14 protein-coding genes are annotated in these 15,609 nt (G+C 71.2%); 7 read left to right on the plus strand and 7 right to left on the minus strand.

Going from position 1 to position 15,609, the window contains the following annotated elements; genetic code table 11:
* Nucleotides 1-31: 31 nt before the first annotated feature.
* Entirely contained in the window at nucleotides 32-1,477 is a 1,446-nt protein-coding gene (locus ACTWP8_RS10705) for a dihydrolipoyl dehydrogenase family protein (protein WP_443321903.1), read from the minus strand.
* Between the two features lie 243 nt (nucleotides 1,478-1,720).
* Here ACTWP8_RS10705 and trxA point away from each other — a divergent pair, with 243 nt between their 5' ends.
* Both trxA and ACTWP8_RS10715 read left to right on the plus strand, forming a co-directional pair.
* A complete protein-coding gene (trxA, locus tag ACTWP8_RS10710; protein ID WP_443321904.1) occupies nucleotides 1,721-2,119 on the plus strand; it encodes a thioredoxin in 399 nt (132 codons plus the stop codon).
* A 372-nt stretch (nucleotides 2,120-2,491) separates the two neighbouring features.
* Complete coding sequence (locus ACTWP8_RS10715; protein ID WP_443322057.1) at nucleotides 2,492-2,800, plus strand: DUF6059 family protein; 309 nt, start codon at nucleotides 2,492-2,494, stop codon at nucleotides 2,798-2,800.
* Here the strand turns inward: ACTWP8_RS10715 and ACTWP8_RS10720 are convergent.
* On the minus strand, nucleotides 2,751-3,155 hold the full coding sequence (locus ACTWP8_RS10720; protein ID WP_443314207.1) for a holo-ACP synthase: 405 nt from the start codon (nucleotides 3,153-3,155) through the stop codon (nucleotides 2,751-2,753). The genes ACTWP8_RS10715 and ACTWP8_RS10720 overlap by 50 nt on opposite strands.
* A gap of 199 nt (nucleotides 3,156-3,354) precedes the next feature.
* The gene (locus ACTWP8_RS10725) at nucleotides 3,355-4,995 is read right to left on the minus strand and encodes an MDR family MFS transporter (protein WP_443321905.1); all 1,641 of its coding nucleotides are present in this window, start codon (nucleotides 4,993-4,995) and stop codon (nucleotides 3,355-3,357) included.
* Nucleotides 4,996-5,265: 270 nt separating this feature from the next.
* Between ACTWP8_RS10725 and ACTWP8_RS10730 the strand changes: the two genes are divergently transcribed.
* On the plus strand, nucleotides 5,266-7,083 hold the full coding sequence (locus ACTWP8_RS10730) for an AfsR/SARP family transcriptional regulator (RefSeq protein ID WP_443321906.1): 1,818 nt from the start codon (nucleotides 5,266-5,268) through the stop codon (nucleotides 7,081-7,083).
* A 79-nt stretch (nucleotides 7,084-7,162) separates the two neighbouring features.
* Here the strand turns inward: ACTWP8_RS10730 and asnB are convergent, their stop codons facing one another.
* Together asnB and ACTWP8_RS10740 are read right to left on the minus strand one after the other, a co-directional pair.
* Nucleotides 7,163-8,986: an asparagine synthase (glutamine-hydrolyzing) gene (gene asnB, locus ACTWP8_RS10735; protein ID WP_443321907.1), complete on the minus strand. Its 1,824-nt coding sequence runs from the start codon at nucleotides 8,984-8,986 to the stop codon at nucleotides 7,163-7,165.
* Between the two features lie 271 nt (nucleotides 8,987-9,257).
* Nucleotides 9,258-9,680, minus strand: a complete 423-nt coding sequence (locus ACTWP8_RS10740; protein WP_443321908.1) for a DUF6069 family protein — start codon at nucleotides 9,678-9,680, stop codon at nucleotides 9,258-9,260.
* Nucleotides 9,681-9,910: 230 nt separating this feature from the next.
* On the opposite strand from ACTWP8_RS10740, the gene ACTWP8_RS10745 reads away from it, so the two are divergent.
* The 4 genes from ACTWP8_RS10745 (at nucleotide 9,911) to ACTWP8_RS10760 (ending at nucleotide 14,878) form a co-directional block, all read left to right on the plus strand.
* Nucleotides 9,911-10,366: a MarR family winged helix-turn-helix transcriptional regulator gene (locus tag ACTWP8_RS10745; protein WP_443322058.1), complete on the plus strand. Its 456-nt coding sequence runs from the start codon at nucleotides 9,911-9,913 to the stop codon at nucleotides 10,364-10,366.
* 194 nt (nucleotides 10,367-10,560) lie between these two features.
* A complete protein-coding gene (locus ACTWP8_RS10750; RefSeq protein ID WP_443321909.1) occupies nucleotides 10,561-11,721 on the plus strand; it encodes a hypothetical protein in 1,161 nt (386 codons plus the stop codon).
* A gap of 51 nt (nucleotides 11,722-11,772) precedes the next feature.
* Nucleotides 11,773-12,774, plus strand: coding sequence for a beta-ketoacyl-ACP synthase III (locus ACTWP8_RS10755; protein WP_443321910.1), 1,002 nt, complete (start codon nucleotides 11,773-11,775; stop codon nucleotides 12,772-12,774).
* Nucleotides 12,775-13,714: 940 nt separating this feature from the next.
* Nucleotides 13,715-14,878 carry a helix-turn-helix transcriptional regulator gene (locus tag ACTWP8_RS10760; RefSeq protein WP_443321911.1) on the plus strand — a complete coding sequence of 388 codons (1,164 nt, stop codon included), beginning with the start codon at nucleotides 13,715-13,717 and terminating at the stop codon, nucleotides 14,876-14,878.
* Nucleotides 14,879-14,979: 101 nt separating this feature from the next.
* Here ACTWP8_RS10760 and ACTWP8_RS10765 read toward each other — a convergent pair whose 3' ends face one another.
* Nucleotides 14,980-15,297: an antibiotic biosynthesis monooxygenase family protein gene (locus ACTWP8_RS10765; RefSeq protein WP_443321912.1), complete on the minus strand. Its 318-nt coding sequence runs from the start codon at nucleotides 15,295-15,297 to the stop codon at nucleotides 14,980-14,982.
* The gene (locus ACTWP8_RS10770; RefSeq protein ID WP_443314136.1) at nucleotides 15,297-15,608 is read right to left on the minus strand and encodes an antibiotic biosynthesis monooxygenase family protein; all 312 of its coding nucleotides are present in this window, start codon (nucleotides 15,606-15,608) and stop codon (nucleotides 15,297-15,299) included. The genes ACTWP8_RS10765 and ACTWP8_RS10770 overlap by 1 nt, the downstream gene beginning before the upstream one ends.
* Between the last annotated feature and the right edge of the window lies 1 nt (nucleotide 15,609).

Genomic DNA, 15,609 nt, shown 5'->3' on the forward strand with positions numbered 1-15,609 from the left:
TCCGGCAGGACGGTCGGCCCCAGCAGGACGGTCAGCTGCGGTAGGCCTCCAGCAGCCACAGCCAGACCTCGCTCATGGTCGGGTAGGCCGGGACGGCGTGGTGCAGCCGTTCGACCGGCACCTCACCGGCCACCGCCACCGTCGCCGACTGCAGCAGCTCGCTCACCCCAGGGCCGACGAAGGTGACACCGACCAGATGGCCCCGGTCGAGGTCGACGACCATACGGGCCTTGCCGCGGTAGCCGTCCGCGAACAGCGAGGCGCCCGCCACCTGCCCCATCTCGTAGTCGACCACGCGCGTCCTGCGGCCCTGCCGCTCCGCCTCGGCCGCCGTGAGCCCGACCGCGGCGACCTCCGGCAGGCTGAACACCACCTGGGGCACCGCCGCCGAGTCGGCCGTGGTGACATGCGCGCCCCATGGCCCGGTCTCCAGCTCCGCCGCTCCACGCGCGCGTGCGGCAATCACCCCGCCGGCGATCCGGGCCTGGTACTTCCCCTGGTGGGTGAGGAGCGCCCGGCGGTTCGCGTCGCCCACCGCGTACAGCCAGCCGTCGTCCAGCGCCTTCACCCGGCAGGTGTCGTCCACCTCCAGCCAGGACCCCGGCTCCAGGCCGATCGTCTCCAGGCCGAGGTCGTCGGTGCGCGGGGCGCGGCCGGTGGCGAAGAGCACCTCGTCGGCGACGACCTGCCCGCCGTCGTCGAGCATGACGGTGACGGGGCCGCCCGCGGCGGCCTCGCGCCGTACGCCGGTGACCGACGTGCCCATACGGACGTCCGCCCCGGCCTCCCGCAGCGCCTCGGCGACGAGCTCGCCCGCGAACGGCTCCATACGCGGCAGCAGCCCGTCCCCGCGGACGAGCATCGTGACGGCGGAGCCGAGCGCCTGGTACGCGGTGGCCATCTCCACGCCGACGACGCCGCCGCCCACGATGGCGAGCCGCGGCGGGACCGCCCGGGCGCTGGTGGCGTCCCGGCTGATCCAGGGACGGGCGTCCGCGACGCCCGGAAGGTCGGGCACGATCGGCCTGCTGCCGGTGCACACGGCCACGGCGTGCCGCGCGGTCAGCAGCCGCGTGCCGCCCTCCGGCGTCTCCACGGCGACCCGGCGCGGTCCGTCGAAGCGCGCGCGGCCACGTACGAGCTGGGCGCCGACCGAGTCCAGCCAGCGGACCTGGCCGTCGTCCTTCCAGTGCGAGGCGAAGCCGTCACGGCGGGCGAACACGGCGGACGCGTCGAGGCCGCCGTCCACGGCCTGCCGTGCGCCGTCGACGGCCCGGACCTCGGCGAGCGCTGCGACCGGGCGCAGCAGCGCCTTGCTCGGCATGCACGCCCAGTACGAGCACTCGCCGCCGACCAGCTCGTCCTCGACGACCGCGACGCCGAGACCGGCTTCGCCGAGCCGCCCTGCGAGCACCTCGCCGACCGGGCCTGCGCCGAGCACGATCACGTCGTACGCGTCCTCCTGCGTGGGCTGCATGGGCTCCGCCTCTCGGCTCGGGGTGGCTGCGGGGTGATTCCGGGGATGGTTCGGGGGTGGTTCGTGAGTGGTCCTGGGGCGTTTCGGGGGGATTCAGGATGGTTCGGAAGGTGGCCCTGGGGGCTCGTCCCATCCTTTCGCCGCTCCGCGAAGTCGGCCACATGAATCGCTGGAATACGGACAGGCTCCCCCCTGTTCCCCGAGCGGACAGCCGCCGACGACATCCGGAAGCAGGTAGAGCACATGAGCACGGTCGAGCTGACCAAGGAAAACTTCGACGAGGTCGTCTCCGAGAACGACTTCCTCCTCATCGATTTCTGGGCCTCCTGGTGCGGCCCGTGCCGTCAGTTCGCACCGGTTTACGAGCAGGCCTCCGAGCGCCACTCGGATCTGGTCTTCGGCAAGGTGGACACGGAGGCGCAGCCGGAGCTCGCGGCGGCCTTCGACATCCGGTCGATCCCGACGCTGATGATCGTGCGGGAGAACGTGGCGATCTTCGCCCAGCCCGGCGCGCTGCCGGAGACGGCTCTCGAGGACGTCATCGGGCAGGCGCGCGCCCTGGACATGGAGCAGGTCCACAAGTCCGTCGCCGAACAGCAGGCCGCTCAGCGGCAGGACAGCACGCCCGGCTCCTCCGCCTGACCCGGCTGCCCCGCCTGGTCGTCCTGATTCGCTCGGCCCCCCTGTGGAGGAGGCTGGGCGGCGGGCGGAGTACTGCGCCACGGGGGAAGACACTGCGCTCCGCCCGCCGACGGAGGGCACGCCAGGCCGTGGGCGCGACCCCCGGAGACCACTGTGCCGGTGACGACTCGAGAGACGCTGGTCAGCCGCTGGAACGCTGACGCTCCGTCGGTTTTTCTCCTCAACTCTCCTTCGAGGAGGGCTCCCTAGCCTCGTGGCGACTCTCCGGAATACCGGAGGACGGCTAGGACGGCGGAGTGGAGGCCGGGCGTGAGGCGTTCACGGGTGTGGCTGCGGCGGGTGCTGCGGGATCTGGGAACGGGGCTGACGGCGGTGGGGCAGTGCCTCGGCGCCTATACGTCCGCCGAGTGCTACGGCTTCGTGCCGGGGGCCGGTTCCCTGGCTGGTCCGGCGGCCGGTTCAGCGGCCGGTCCAGCGGCCGGTCCACCGGTCGGCCCATCGGCCGGTGAACGTGTTCCCGGGCCCGGCCATCCCGAGCGCCTCGTCCCGTTCGCCGCGCCGCCCGCGTCGGAACGGGCGATCTGGCGGCAGCTGGAAGAAGTGTGGGAGCGCGCGGAGCCGGAGCCGGGGGTCAGGACGCGGCAATCACGACGGCGGAGGCCACATCCGCGTCGTGGGTGAGCGACAGATGCCATGAGGTGACGCCGCGTTGGGCCGCTGCCGCGGCGACGGTGCCGCGTACGTGCAGCATGGGACGGCCCCCCGGCGCTGTCCGGACCTCGGTGTCGTGCCAGCGGAGCCCGCCGGGCGCGCCGAGCGCCTTGGCCACGGCTTCCTTGGCGGCGAATCGCGCCGCCAGGGAGGCCGTACCGCGCCGGGCGCCGGACGGAAGGGCCAGTTCCGCCCCGGTGAAGAGCCGGTCGGCGAGGCCGGGGTTGCGCTCCAGGGCCAGGGCGAACCGCCCGATCGCCGCCACATCGATCCCGACCCCGACGACCTGCGGAGGGAGGGGCGGAGTGACGAGCGGGGGCGGCAGGAGCCAGGTCAGCCATTGGCCGAGGCCCGTCAGGATGCCGCCGAGAAGACCCGGTGCGGTGGTGTCGTCGCTTCGCATGCGGTGAGGCTGGCACCACCGGCTCGACGCCTGCTCGAAGAGTCCGCGAGCGCGGCGAACCGGCGAACCCGGCCGGGCCAGCCGCGGCCCGGCCGACCCAGCCCTCCTCCCAGCCGCCCCCTCACCCTCCGCGCCGCTCCCCAGGACCCCCCGGTCCAGCGGGAGCACCAGGACCCCCAGGCCCACCCGCGCCACCGGGCCCGCCCGGCCCGCCAGGCCCGCCGGGGCCGCGCGCCTCCAGCCGTATGTCCTTCAGCATCAGCGCGAGCACCAAACCAACCGCCAGCACGGGAACGGCGGAGAGGAAGACGGTGGACAGCGCTCCGCTGTAGACGTCGGCCACGGCCGCGGCGGTGGACGGGTCGAGGGAGTCCAGCTGACGCGGCTCGAGGGTGCCGCCCACGACCCGGTCGGCCACATCTGCCGGGAGCAGCCGTACGGCCTCGGTCGCCAGCCGCGCGTTCAGCAGCGAGCCGAAGACCGTGGCGCCGAAGGCCACTCCGATGTTGCGGGCGAGGCCCACGGTGGACGTGCTGACCCCGATGTGCTCCCGGGGGGCCGTGCTCTGGGCGACGAGCGTGGTCACCTGCGACGACAGCCCGACGCCGACACCCATCACGGCGAGCAGCGCGCTGACGGTCGCGGCTCCGGTGTCCGAGGAGGTCAGCGACATGAATCCGGCGGCCACGGCGGCGAGCCCCGTACTGGCCACCGGGAACCACTTGTAGCGCCCGGTCTTCGCGATCACCTGCCCGGCCACCACCGTCGCCACCGCCATGCCGATCATCGCGGGCAGGAACAGCAGGCCGGTACGGGTGGCGCTGACGCCTTCGACCGTCTGGAAGAGCAGCGGTACGAAGTTGACACAGCCGAAGAAGGCGAAGCTGACGGCGAACGCCACCACCACACAGATGGTGAACGTCCGGTCGGCGAACAGCCCGAGCGGGACGACGGGTTCATCCGCGCGCCGCTCCTGCCGCAGCCACACCGCGCCCAGCAGCAGCGCGCCCGCCCCCAGGGCGATGACCGCGGAGTGCCCCCATCCGTAACGGCCCGCCAGGTCCGTCACCAGGACCAGGCAGACGATGACCCCGGTGAGGAGCGCCGTTCCCAGGTAGTCGATACGGGGCCGGGCCGCGCCGCGGGCGGAGCCCGGCAGCAGGGCCCAGATGCCCGCCATGGCGAGGAGGCCGAGCGGCAGGTTGACGTAGAAGATCCAGCGCCAGCCGAGCTGGTCGGTCAGGAAGCCGCCGGCCAGCGGCCCCGCCAGGTTGGCGATGACCATGACCCCGGCGAACCACCCCTGGTACTTGGCCCGTTGCCGGGGCGGCATCAGGTCGCCGAGCACCGAGAAGGCGCTCACCTGGAGCCCGCCGCCGCCGAGTCCCTGGAGCGCGCGGAACGCGATGAGCTGCCCCATCGAGCCGGCCGCGCCGCAGGCCGCGGACCCGGCGAGGAAGGTCACGACGGCGGTCAGGTAGACGGCCCGGCGGCCGAAGAGGTCGCCCAGTTTTCCGTAGACCGGCATGGCCACGCTGAACGTGAGCATGTACGCCGTGAACGTCCAGCTGTAGAGGTCGAGGGCGCCCAGGTCGGAGGTGAGGCTGGGGCCCGCGGTCGCGACGATCGACTGGTCGAGCATCGACATCGCGCTGGTGAGCAGCAGGGCGGCGAGGAGCAGGGGGAATCGGGGCGGGCGCGGGCGCGGGGGCGGGGGCGCGGTGGCCGGTCCTTGCGGACGGCCTGAGCCGGTTTCGGTCATCGGGTCCTCCTCGTCGGGCCACACATAAAGACTTTTGGCAATTGTATGCCATACGCATATAGATGTCTTGTGTAGCCTGGCGCCAGAAGGTTGCTCCGCGACCGGGGGGTTTCCGTGACCGTGACCAGATCGCCGCCCCCGGTCGAGTACCGCTCAAGCAGAAGTCAAGTAATCGACCTCACGCTCACGAAGTGCATCAGGCCGTATCAATGATGCAAACCAACGGGAGGGCCAGTGCTGCAGATCGGGTTACTTGGAACCCTGCAAGTCGTGCATGACGGCGTGCATGTCACGCCATCCGCCCCGAAGGTCCGACAAGTTCTCGCCTTGCTGGCCCTGAGGGCCAACACCACAGTCCCGCTGCATCAACTGGTGGAGGAACTCTGGGAGGAGCGCCCGCCGTCCAGCGCGGCCACGACCCTTCAGACGTACATCTACCAGTTGCGCAAGCTGCCGGGCCTGTGCGATCCGCAGCTTTCCGGCCCTTCTGTGGGCACCCGGGCACTGCTCACCACGCCGGGCGGCTACCGGCTTTCGGTGCCCTCGGACTGCCTGGACGCCCAGGAGTTCGGCGAACTCGCCATGCGCGGCAGACAGGCGATGGAGAAAGGCACTGTGGCGGAAGCCGCCGACCTGCTGCAGCGGGCCCTCACTGTCTGGCGAGGGCCCGCTCTCAGTGATCTGGCCCCCGGCCCGATCGTCGGCATCGACGCCCTGCGGCTCGAGGAACAGCGCTACGAGGTCCTGGAGGAGCGGATCAACGCCGACCTGCTCCTCGGCCGGCACCACCGTCTGATCAGCGAGCTGACGGCGCTGGCCGCCGACAATCCCACCCGAGAAGGGCTGCACGCCAAGCTCATGCTCTCGCTCTACCGGGCGGGCCGAAGACCGGAGGCGCTGGAGGTCTTTCAGCGCATCCGCCGGGTGCTCACCAGGGAGCTGGGCCTGGAGCCCTGCTCGGAACTCCAGCGGCTGCACCAGCAGGTGCTGGCCGGTGACCGCGGGCTCGACCTGCCCGGCGGCCAGACGACCGTGCACGGCGCACCGGCGGGCGGACCGCCGGTGACGCTCCCCGCGGACGTCCCGCTGGTGGGCCGGGAGGCCGATCTGCTGCACGTCGGCAGAATGCTCTCGGAAGCCGCGGGTTCCGTGGGCTCCGCGTACGGGGGCACGGACGGTCCGCGGTGCGTGGCCGTGGCAGGCCCGCCCGGTGCGGGCACCACGGCCTTCACCGTGCATCTCGCCCACCGCCTCGGCGACGCCTTCCCCGACGGACGGCTGTATGTGTCCTTCGGGGATCCGGCGGACCCGGTGTGCGTCGAGGAGGTGCTCGCCTGTCTGCTCGAGGCGGTCGGGTACCGGCGCTCCGACCTGCCGCCGCACCGCGCCGACCGGGCCCGGATGTTCAGCGCATGGACCTCCGGCCGCCGGGTGCTGTTGGTCGTCGACGACGTGGCCTCCGCCGACCAGGTCACGGACCTGTTGCCGGCCGACGCGGGATCCGCCGTCCTGGCCTCCGGCTACCGGCGGCTGTACGGCAGCCAGTTCAAGGTTCGGGTGGATCTGCCACCGCTCGGCTCCGAGCGGTCGCTCGAACTGTTCCTGAGCGCCCTCGGCAGGGACCGTACGCTGGACGACGCCCAAGGTCTCCACATGATGCTCGACCTGTGTGGTGACCTGCCCGGCCCGATGCTCGAGGCCGTGGGCCTGCTGGCACTGCGGCCTCACTGGTCGATCCGGCAGCTCATCGACTGGCTGAGCCGGGACCGTCCCGCCGCCGTGGCCCATCAGCGGCCGCATCCGTTCCACCACGTGGTGCGGCGCTGCGGCAGGCTGGAGCCCCGGCTCCGGGACACGCTGGCCAAGCTGGCCTGGGAGGCCACCGGCACCCTGACGGTGGAGCAGGCGGCGGGGATCCTGGACCGGGACCCGGACGAGACCGAGGAACTCCTGGAGGAGCTCGTCGAGTTCTTCCTCCTCGGTGTCGACATGGCGAGCGATCCGGCGACGGCACGGTTCTTCCAGTACCGGCTGCCGCCCCTGGTGCGTACGGCGCTACGCGCGATGCCTGTACGAGCCGGGGTCTGACGGGTCTGGTGGCACGCGGTTGAAGGGGTCGCCCCGCGGGGCGGCCCCTTCAGCCGTTCTTCCACCCTGTCCCCTGCGGTCACAGCTCCAGGCAGTCCCCGAGCTCGAGGAGCCAGCTGTTGACCTGGAGCACCATCTCGATGTTCATCCGGTGCAGCCAGTCCTGCGCGGCGGCCTGACCCTGCGGAGAGACGGCCCGGCGTGACGCCTCAAGATCCAGCAGTGGCAGGACCGGTGACGCCGGGTCGGCCAGCACCTCGGCGAACTCCTGGTGCAGGGCCTTGGTGTAGGTCGCGTCCTGGCTCACCGGGAAGGGCGCCTTGGGCCGCTCCAGGACCTTTTCCGGCAGCAGGTCCCCCGCGGCCGCCCGCAGCAGGCTCTTCTCCCGGCCGTCGAAGGTCTTCATCTCCCACGGGATGTTGTACGCGTACTGGACGAGGCGGTGGTCGCAGAACGGGACCCGCACCTCGAGCCCCGAGATCATGCTGAGCCGGTCGTTGCGCTCCAGCAGCCGGGGCAGCCAGTGGGTCAGATGCAGATGGCAGATCTCCCGGGCGCGGCGCTCCGCTGCGTCCTCGCCGGGCAGCCGCGGGATCTCCGCCATCGCCTGCGCGTACCGCTCCGCATAGTACGAGCCCATGTCCAGCCGGGACTTGAAGGCCGGGGAGAGCAGCCCCTGACCCAGGCCCTCCCGGGTTCCCGGGTGCCACTGCTCGAAGGCGACCCACGGGAACTGCTCCTCGTAGGCCAGGTCCGGTATGTGCACCCAGCTGTAGCCGCCGAAGATCTCGTCGGCGCTCTCCCCCGTCAGCGCGACCTTGGAGTGCCGGTGCACGCCCGCGAAGGCCTGGTAGGTCGAGGTGTCCATGTCCCCGAAGGGGGCCGGGACGTCCTGGGCGCGCAGCACCGTGCGGCGCGCGACGGGGTCGATCAGGTCCGACGTGGTGAGCTCGATCTCCCGGTGGTCGGCGCCGATGTGTTCGGCGACGGCCCGTGCGTACGGGGAGTCAGGGGCGCTGCGCACCAGGTCGGGCTGGAAGTTGTCGCTGTAGCCGCTGTAGGTGACGGTGGTGGTGCGGACCCGGCCCGCGCCCTCACGGGCCAGGGCGCGCGCCGCGAGCGCGGCGACGGTGCTGGAGTCCAGGCCCCCGGAAAGCATCACACTCAGCGGCACGTCGGAGACGAGCTCCCTGGCCACGCTGCTCTCCAGCAGCTCGCGCACGGTGCGGACGGTCTCGTCCAGACCGTGCTCGTGCGGATGGGCCTCCAACTGCCAGTACCGGCGCAGCGATACGCCGCCCGGGCCGTACACCAGTGTGTGCCCGGGCGGCAGATCGCGGAGGTCGCGGTAGACGGACTCACCGGGGGCGCGGGCCATCGAGAACAGCACCCGCATGCCGTCGAGGTCGACCACCGGCCGGACGGCGGGGTGGGCAAGGAGGGCCTTGGGCTCGGAGCCGAAGACGAGCCCTCCGCCGCTCTCCGCGTAGTAGAGCGGCTTGATGCCGAAGCGGTCGCGGGCCAGGAACAGCCTGCGGCGGCGCGGGTCCCAGATGGCGAAGGCGAACATGCCCTCCAGCCGCTCGACACAGCGCTCGCCCCACTCCAGATAGGCGTGGAGCACCACCTCGGTGTCGCTGCGGGTCCGGAAGCGGTGACCGCGGCCGGCCAACTCGGTGCGCAGCTCCCGGAAGTTGTAGATCTCCCCGGAGTAGGTGAGAGCCGCGGCCGGCTCATCGCCCGCCGGATCCCCGCCCGCCGCTGCCCCGCCCTCCCCGGCGACCATGGGCTGGCGGCCGCCGGCCAGGTCGATGACCGCCATCCGGGTGTGGACCAGCGTGGCGTGCCCGTCCGTCCACACGCCCTGGTCGTCCGGGCCCCGGCAGGCCATCGTGCGCGCCATGTTCTCGGCGAGTCCGGGTTCTCCCCCAGCTAACGCTGGGGGTGCCCCCACCCGGGCCTGACCGCCCTCGCGGACGGCCCAGCCTGCGATGCCGCACATACGGGATCTCCTTCCGTGGCCTGTCGGTGCCTGGAGATCCAAGATCTCCCGGCGCGCTCGAAGCGGGTTGGAGAGGCGCTGGAACGGCGCCGTCCGCGGTCTCCCCCGCAGCCTTAAGGGCACGGGTGGGGGCACCCCCAGCGTTGGCTGGGGGTGCCCCCATCGCCGGGCGTCAGCGGCGGTAGGCGGGTATGAGGATCGCGCCGACCGCCAGGTGCAGGCAGACCAGGGTGATCCGGCTCCCGGCCGTCAGGCCCGCGGAGAACAGGGGCGCGAAGAGCGAGAGCACCAGCACTCCGGCCGCGGCAGCGGTCCACAGGGCGCGGGCGCGGCGGTTCAACCGCTCCAGGGCGGCCAGCAGGCCCCACGCCACGAGCGAGACGACCGCCACCGAGATGACCACGGCAGGCAGGGCGAGCTCGCTGGTGCTGGTGGAGCCGGGGCCCTCCGGGACTCTCAGATCGACGTCGAGCGCGGTGCTGGCGACGATCCAGATCAACGTGTCGGCCAGGACGGCTCCCAGGGCGGCGAGGGCACGGATGCGCACCGGGCTTCCGGTGCGGGCGGTGGCGGGGGTTGCGGGGGTTGCGGGCATCTCGGTCTCCTTCGGACCACGGATACGCGGGTCCGGTCTTGGGTTCGATGCTGCTTCATACTGTGCGCAACACATATTCATGACCTACGCATATAATGGTCGCACACCCAGGAATGCTGAGTCCAGTCGTGTGCAAGTAACCTCGAAGCGTGAATGGTGCAGACACAATCGGGACGAAAGCTCACAACAGGGCCCATGAAGGGGAGCGCGGTGCCCCGGTCGACGAGACCGTGCTCACCGCCGTCGAGCTGGCGATGATCCGGATCCGCCGCCGACAGGCCCGGCGCAGCCTTGCCCGGCCCGTGGTTCAGGGCATGGCGGAGCCGGTGGATCTCAACACGCTCACCGTCATCGACGCCGTCGACGAGGGCGCGAGCGAGGAAGGCCGGGACGTCACGGTGGGGTTCGTCGCCGACCGGCTCGCCATCGACCCCTCCCGGGCCAGCCGGATCGTCGCCGACGCCGTCAAGTCGGGCTTCGTACGCCGCGTCGCCTCGCAGGAGGACGGCAGACGCAGTTGCCTGGAGCTCACCCGGTCGGGCCGCGAGGCCGTGGCCGCCGCGCACCGGACCCGGCAGTCCTTCTACTCCGATGTACTCGAGGGCTGGGACCCGGACGAGCAGCGGGAGTTCGCCCGGCTGCTCACCAAGTTCGTACGGTCCCTGGACGACGCCACCCGCGGCTGACCGCCGCCCACCCGCTCGGAGGCCTCCACCGGCCTCCCGCCGCCGCACACCCGCCCCACCCCCGTCCACCGCCCTTCGAGTGACCTTCGAGCCCGCCCGGCGAGGCTGATCGCGCCAGAACCCCGCAACCGACGGCGCGTCAGAGCCCCGCTGCCGCGGGACCGCCCGCGCCCTGTCTTGAAGGAGGCGCGACGGTGAGTACGACAGACCAGACGGACCAACGGCCTGCCGCGAAGGCGAAGGCCGCCAAGGGCGGCCGCCCGCTCGCGGAGGCCGCCCGTCCGGCCGGGGAGGCCGCGGAGCCCGGGAAGGCCGCGGAGATCGCGAATCCCGCGAACCCCGCTGACCCCGCGGACCCCGCGAGTCCCGGGAACCCTGCGAAGGCCGCCCCTCCAGCAGACCCCCCGGCCCCGCCGCCCGCTCGACCGGCCGCCATCGCCTGGGCCTACGCGATGGTGATCGTGGCGACGCTCGCCGCCATCGCCAGCAACGTCTTCGAGATCGCCCACCAGGTCGAGACCGGCGTCGCGGGCGCCGCCACCACCGGCGATCTGGTCCTGACCATCGCGTTCTGCGCGCTGTTCGGCTTCTTCGCCGAGATGCTCAGGGCCGGCCGCCAGTGGGGCCGGGTGCTGCTCACCGTGTTCACCTCCCTGGGGCTGCTGTTCACCGGTCTCGGCCTCGCCGGTCTCGGCGGGCGGCCGCTGGTGGGGCCGCTGCAGGCGAGCCTCGCCGTGATCAGCTTCGTGACCTCCGTCGTCGGCCTGGTCCTGCTCTTCGTCCCCTCCGTCAACCGCTGGATGGCGGCCGTGCGCCAGGGCAGCCGTACGATCCCGCAGCGGCTGCGCAAGGCCGTGCTCACGGCCCATGTGGCCATCTCGGTCGGCTGGCTGGGCCTGGTGACCGGGATGTTCGCTATGTCCGTGGCCGGCGCCACCACGCACAGCGCCGAGCAGCAGGCCGCGATGTACCGCACCATGTCCATGCTGGACGAGATCTTCCTCGGCATGACCAGCATGTTCGCGCTGATCACCGGCATCGTCGTCGGTGCGGGCACCAAGTGGGGCCTGCTGCAGCGCAGATGGGTGGCCGTCAAGTTCTTCACGACCATGGGCGTGATGCTGCTCGGCTTCTCGGTCATCCACCAGCTGATCCTCAAGGCCAACGAACTGGTCGACGCCGACGCCCCGGTGCGCGGCGGCGAACTGGACACCGTCGGCTGGTCCATGGCCGGGGCCGCCGCCCTGGCGCTGCTGTCCCTGGTCTTCATGACGGCCGTGTCCACGTACAAGCCCTGGGGTCCCACCCGCTGGGGACGCCGGGGTCACCGGCGCTCCCCCGAAGCCACCCGATAAACCGTGAGACGTCCGTCCGGGCCCCGTCCCGTACGCCATGAAAGGACAACCATGACAGCGATCCGGGACACCGAAGTCCTGCGCCACAGCCGCCTGCTGGGGGTCGGCACCTACCGGCCGGAGCGGTCCGTGCCCAACACCGAGATCGCGGAGCGGACCGGCCTCGACCCGGACTGGATCGAGCGCCGCTCGGGCATCCGCTCCCGCCGTTACGCCTCTCCCGCCGAGACCCTGCCGACGATGGCGACGTCGGCCGCCGAGAAGGCGCTCGCCTCCGCGGGCATCGGCGCCGACCAGCTCGGCACGGTCATCGTCGCCACCATCACCTCCATGGAGCAGATGCCCGCCGTCGCCGTCGAGGTCGCGCACCGGCTGGGCGCAACGCAGGCCGCCGCGTTCGACGTCTCGGCGGCCTGCGCGGGCTTCTGCCACGCCGTGGCGCTCGCGAGCGACCTCGTACGGATGGGCCGCTCCGACCACGTCCTGGTCATCGGCGCGGAGCGGATGACGGACATCCTCGACCACTCCGACCGCGACACGGCCTTCCTCTTCGCCGACGGCGCCGGCGCCGTGGTCGTAGGACCCTCGCAGGAGCCCGGGATCGGCCCTGTGGTGTGGCGCGCGGACGGCTCGCGCAACGCGGCCCTGAAGATGACCTCGCCCTGGCACGACGGGACGGGCGAACGGCCGGAGGCACGGCCCGCCATCACCATGTCCGGCTGGAAGGTCTACCGCTGGGCGACCAGCGAACTCATCCCCGCCACCCGCCGGATGCTGGAGCTGGCCGGCGTCACCGTGGACCAGCTCGACGCCTTCATCCCGCACCAGGCCAACATGCTCATCACCGACTTCGTCGTCGATCAGCTCGGCCTGACGGAACGGACCGCGGTCGCCCGGGACATCGTCACGAGCGGCAACAGCTCGGCTGCCTCGATACCGCTGGCCATGGAGGAGCTGCTGGCCGGGGGCCGGGCGCCCAGCGGCGGACTCGCCCTGCTGGTCGGATTCGGCGCGGGGCTGGTCTACGCGGGCCAGGTGGTCCGACTCCCCTGACCGCGGCCCCGTACGGAGCGGGCACCCGGCTGCCACAGCGGCCCGGGTGCCCGCTTCATCTTCCCCTGGCTCGCCTCCCTAGCCACGTGTTGGGGGTACGCGGTGGCGCGTCAGCGACGCACAGACGAGCGGGAGTCACGGCAGCGTCGGCATGTGCACGGCGGCCATCGAGCAGGATCGAACGGGCTGGGGTCCGGCTCCACGGGGACCAGTACATGACGGACAGCGGAGCGCTGACCGTCCCTGCTCACCCGGTACACCTTGATCGTCATGGCCATGCGATCACCTTGACGCAGGGCGTGAGCGTCGCGTGTGCTGCGGCAGATCGCTCTGTCTGACGAGCCACCTTGAACGCCTGCTCCAGTCGGACGGCCGTTGCGCAACTCTCTTCCTGCGTCCGGCATGCGGTACAGGTCACCCCGTGCTCCAGGTACGCCCGCCACGCGCCCTGCGAGCCATCACGTAGACGACTGACACTCATTGCTCCCCCCTTTGCAACGCCCGCAGGGACTGCACGACGGATGCGGGGGGCGGCGTGTGATTCGGGTGGCGGCGGATCAAGACGACGCAATCGGTGATCACGCTTTTGTCCTTGGTCGCCGACATGACCGTCGTGAGCGTCGTGCACTCCTCGCAGTTGTTCGTCAATGCGCCGCCCCCTACCGTCCGGCGGGGGATTCCTGACCGGGCGTACGTCGCCCCGCGCAGGACCGTTCTCACCCGTTCGAGTGCGTGGCGGATAAGGTCTGCCATTGTCGGCGCTCCTTTGCAGCGTCGGCCATGCCCCGGGACGGTGCCCGCCGTCGCCGGGGTCTCTTGCTCCCGCCACGCTTCCGGGCGTGGTTGGGCCGCACCACGGCAGAACTGCCGTACTCATGCGGCATCTTGGCCGCAGGGGATACTCTGACCTGGGCAGACGGCGGCCGGACGGAGTACGGACATGGCACTCAAACGGCAGGCCCTGGCACAACGCCGGAAGGCTTGCGGCTACACCCAGGAGGCATTTGCCGAAGTCCTCCGAGTGGACCGCACCACCGTGCAACGCTGGGAGCGCGGCGAGGTTGATCCCCAACCACATCAGCGGCCGAGAATGGCCAAGCTGTTGGACCTTACACGCGCACAACTTGACGAAATACTGGGCGCCCATGACGGTCTGGCGTCGCCGGCAACGACGCTCGCTTCTCCTGCGAATACCGAAGAACCGCGCGGCCTTGACGCCGATATCGCGCATATGAAGGCCAGCGCCGCGCATCTCTTGAAGCATGCCGACAGGCACGGCGGTGACCTGGTGGCACCTGCCGCGGTCCAAGTCTGGCGATCCGCACAGCGGAAACTCGACACTGGCTCCGTTCGAGAAAATGATCAGCGCGCCTACCTGGCCGCTGTAGCGGAATCAGCCGAAGTCGCCGGATGGCTCCTTTTCGATGCCGGGCAATGGGATGCCGCCCGCGCCGCATTCCTGGAATCGCACATGCTGGCTCGACATGCCGGAGACCGGTCAATGCAGTGGTTCGCGCTGGACATGCTCGCCATGCTGGACATTGAGCGCGAGCGGCCAGCGGAAGCGCTGCGCATTGCCGATGAGCTCATGTGCGAGCCCCACATTCCGCCGAGAGTCGCGCTCTTGGCGCGGGTACGACGTGGCCGGGCGCTTGCCCAAATGGGCGAGCAGAAACGCACCCTGACCTTTCTGGACGCGGCGCGTGGCGGAGCCGAGGAGTCCATCAGTCCGCGCGACCCGGGGTGGGCATGGTGGGTGGATGAAACCGAAGTGAAGTGGCATACGGGCGCAGCACTGCTGGACCTGGGCGTCCCACAGGAAGCCACCCCCACAATTCAGGGTTCCCTGGCAGGCGTAACCATTCCGGATGGCCGAAGTGCATTGCATCTCCGGATCGGACTGCTCTCCGCCTTTACGGAAAGCAGAGCGTGGCGCGAGGCAGAAGCTGAACTGGAGGCCATCGCATCACTTCTGCACACCGTCAGCTCCGGAAGAAACCGCTACCTTCTCCGACGGGTACTCCGCGCAATCGACCGAGACTCGCGCGCCCCCGTATGGCTCTCGCACCTTGCCAAGGAGACGGCCGCCGCCATTGCAGCGTAAGGCGCCCAACAGCCCCTCCCAACGGGCAAGCCACGACTGTGCCGTGGGGAGCACAAGCTCCCCACGGCACAGTCGTGTGGGCGTCGACGGCGCCGACGGGATCAGTACCCCGCCGTCACCTCCAACAGCGCGAAGGGGCTGGGGCGTTCGCGGTCCTGGAACTGCCTCAGCGGCGAGGTCGTCCCCCGGTGCGCGGAACCCGCCTCCCAGCCCCGGAAGGCCCCCAGGCTCGCCCACTCGCTCAGCACCGCGTAGGCGCCCGGCGCTGTGAGGTCGCGCAGCAGCTCGTTGCCCAGCAGGCCCGGCGTGCCCGCCAGGTCCTTGCTGATCCGGTGGTACGCCTCCTCCACCGCGGGCACATCCGCTTCCGCGGCCCGCAGATACAGCAGGACCCGCACCCGGCCGGGAGCCGCGCTCATCACGCCACCTCCACCAGGTGCATCATCGCCAGCGAGCCGCCGGTCCGGTACGGGTGCAGCTTCTCCCGGTGCCGTACGTGCTCGGCGCTGCTCTCGAAGGCCAGGAAGGACTCCCGGTCCGTCCAGTCGCTGACCACGTAGTAGACGGACTCCTCTTTCGCGCTGCGCGCCAGCGTGTGGCCCAGGTTCGCGGACTGCGCGGTGACCTCCTTGCTGCCCTCCGCCCAGACCTTCTCGAAGTCGGCCTCCAGGCCCGGCTTGACCTGGACGGTCAGCAGCACCCGGAAGGCTCCGGCCTGCCGGCCCGCCACC

The organism is Streptomyces sp. 7N604 (genome assembly GCF_052245475.1).
Lineage (GTDB): Bacteria > Actinomycetota > Actinomycetes > Streptomycetales > Streptomycetaceae > Streptomyces.